The 327-nt window shown below is 63.6% G+C and carries 1 pseudogene; it reads right to left on the bottom strand.

The features are described from left to right. Positions 1–327: pseudogene (locus EN807_RS33770) on the bottom strand (FAD-dependent oxidoreductase); the annotation flags it as partial.

Here is a 327-nt window from a genome sequence, read left to right as displayed (position 1 = left end):
AAAACTGGAACCCCTTCTCGCTTGCCAGGGCAAGCCCAGGAAATAGATTCCGGGCTCGGTCGAGACGCCGCGGTGGTGCCTTGGCCTTCCCTTCTCGTCAAAGGCATCGACCCTCAGCCAACTGTAATCGGCGGCAAAACCCGTCGCCCAGATGATCGCCGCTATCCCCGCCTCGGCCAGGTGCAGTTCGCGGATCGGATTGGTCATGCATTCGGGATCCGGTTCGATCCGGCGGGCAGCGGGCTCTTCGGGAAGGTCGAGACCGTTGCGCGCCACATAGGCGTCGGCCTCGTCCAGCAGCGACATCAGATTGGCATCACCGCGGGC

This window comes from Mesorhizobium sp. M5C.F.Ca.ET.164.01.1.1 (assembly GCF_004792125.1).
Lineage (GTDB): Bacteria > Pseudomonadota > Alphaproteobacteria > Rhizobiales > Rhizobiaceae > Mesorhizobium > Mesorhizobium wenxiniae.
The sequence above is the reverse complement of the archived record's forward strand: the minus strand, read 5'-3'. Positions and strand labels throughout refer to the sequence as shown.